General features: G+C 64.0%; 1 protein-coding gene. It reads right to left on the reverse strand.

Annotated elements, in window-relative coordinates; all coding sequences use genetic code 11:
* On the reverse strand, nucleotides 1–1721 hold a 1721-nt coding region (locus tag AC07V0_RS27500), incomplete at both ends, for a VCBS domain-containing protein (protein WP_495020080.1).

The following is a 1721-nucleotide window of genomic DNA, read 5'->3' on the forward strand; positions in this document are numbered from 1 at the left end:
GCGGAGTTGGCGACGTAGGTCCAGGCTCCGTCGGTGCCGATGGAGAACTGGCCGTAGCTGCCGGCGGTGTTGGTTTGCGTGTGGAAGCTTTCCGGGCTGTCGATATCACTGACGGTCAGGCTACCACCCGTAGTCAGCGGAGCATTGGTTTCGGTCAGTGTGACATTGGCCGAGGACAGCACGGCGGCGTCGTTGCTGCCGGTGACAGTGACGGTCACCTGCTGGGTGTCGACGCCGCCGAGGCCATCGCTGACCTGGATGGTGAACACTTCGTTATGGCTCTCGCCGGCCTGCAACGATTGCACGGCACTGGCGACGCCATTGGTGCCGTTGGCCAGGGTGTAAGTCCATTGGCCCGTGCTGTCGACGGCGATCGAGCCATAAGTGCCGGTATTGGACCCGGCAATGCTCCAGGTGGCGGTGGCCGCGTGGTCGATGTCGCTCGAGCTGAATTGGCCGCTGACGCTAAGGGTGGTGTCCTCCTGCACGTTGCCGGCATCGTTGCCGCTGGCGAAGCTGAGTACGGGGGCGTCGTTGCTGCCGGTGACAGTCACGGTCACCTGCTGGGTGTCGACGCCGCCGAGGCCGTCGCTGACCTGCACGCTGAACACTTCGTTATGAGTCTCGCCGGCCTTCAGTGACTGCACCGCACTGGCGACGCCATCGGTGCCGTTGGCCAGGGTGTACGTCCATTGACCGGTGCCGTCGACGGCGATCGAGCCGTAGCTGCCGGTGTTTGACCCGGCAATGCTCCAGGTCGCGGTGGCGGCATGGTCGATGTCGCTTGAACTGAACTGGCCGCTGGCGCTGAGGGTGGTGTCTTCTTGCACCGCGCCGACATCGTTGCCCGATGCGAAGCTGAGTACGGGCGCATCGTTGCTGCCGGTGACCGTCACGGTCACCTGCTGGGTGTCGACCCCGCCGAGGCCATCGCTGACCTGCACGCTGAACACTTCGTTATGAGTCTCGCCGGCCTGCAACGACTGCACGGCACTGGCGACGCCATCGGTGCCGTTGGCCAAGGTGTAAGTCCACTGACCGCTGCTGTCGACGGCGATCGAGCCGTAAGTACCGGTATTGGACCCGGCGATGCTCCAGGTGGCGGTGGCCGCATGATCAATGTCGGTCGAACTGAACTGGCCACTGACGCTGAGGGTGCTGTCTTCCTGCACCGCACCGGCATCGTTGCCCGACGCGAAGCTGAGTACGGGCGCATCGTTGCTGCCGGTGACCGTCACGGTCACCTGCTGGGTGTCGATACCGCCCAGGCCGTCGCTGACCTGGATGGTGAACACTTCGTTGTGACTCTCGCCGGCCTGCAACGACTGCACGGCACTGGCGACGCCATTGGTGCCGTTGGCCAAGGTGTAAGTCCACTGACCGCTGCCGTCGACGGCGATCGAGCCGTAGGTTCCAGTTGCCGAGCCATTGATCGACCAAGTGGCGGTGGCATTGTGATCAATGTCGCTCGAACTGAACTGGCCACTGACGCTGAGGCTGCTGTCCTCCTGCACGGCGCCGACATCGTTGCCCGACGCGAAGCTGAGCACCGGCGCATCGTTGCTGCCGGTGACGGTGACGGTCACTTGCTGGGTGTCGACACCGCCCAGGCCGTCGCTGACCTGGATGGTGAACACTTCGTTGTGACTCTCGCCGGCTTTCAGTGATTGCACGGCACTGGCAACGCCATCGGTGCCGTTGGCCAGGGTGTAAGTCCATTG

This window comes from Pseudomonas sp. GW821-FHT01E10, from assembly GCF_059422365.1.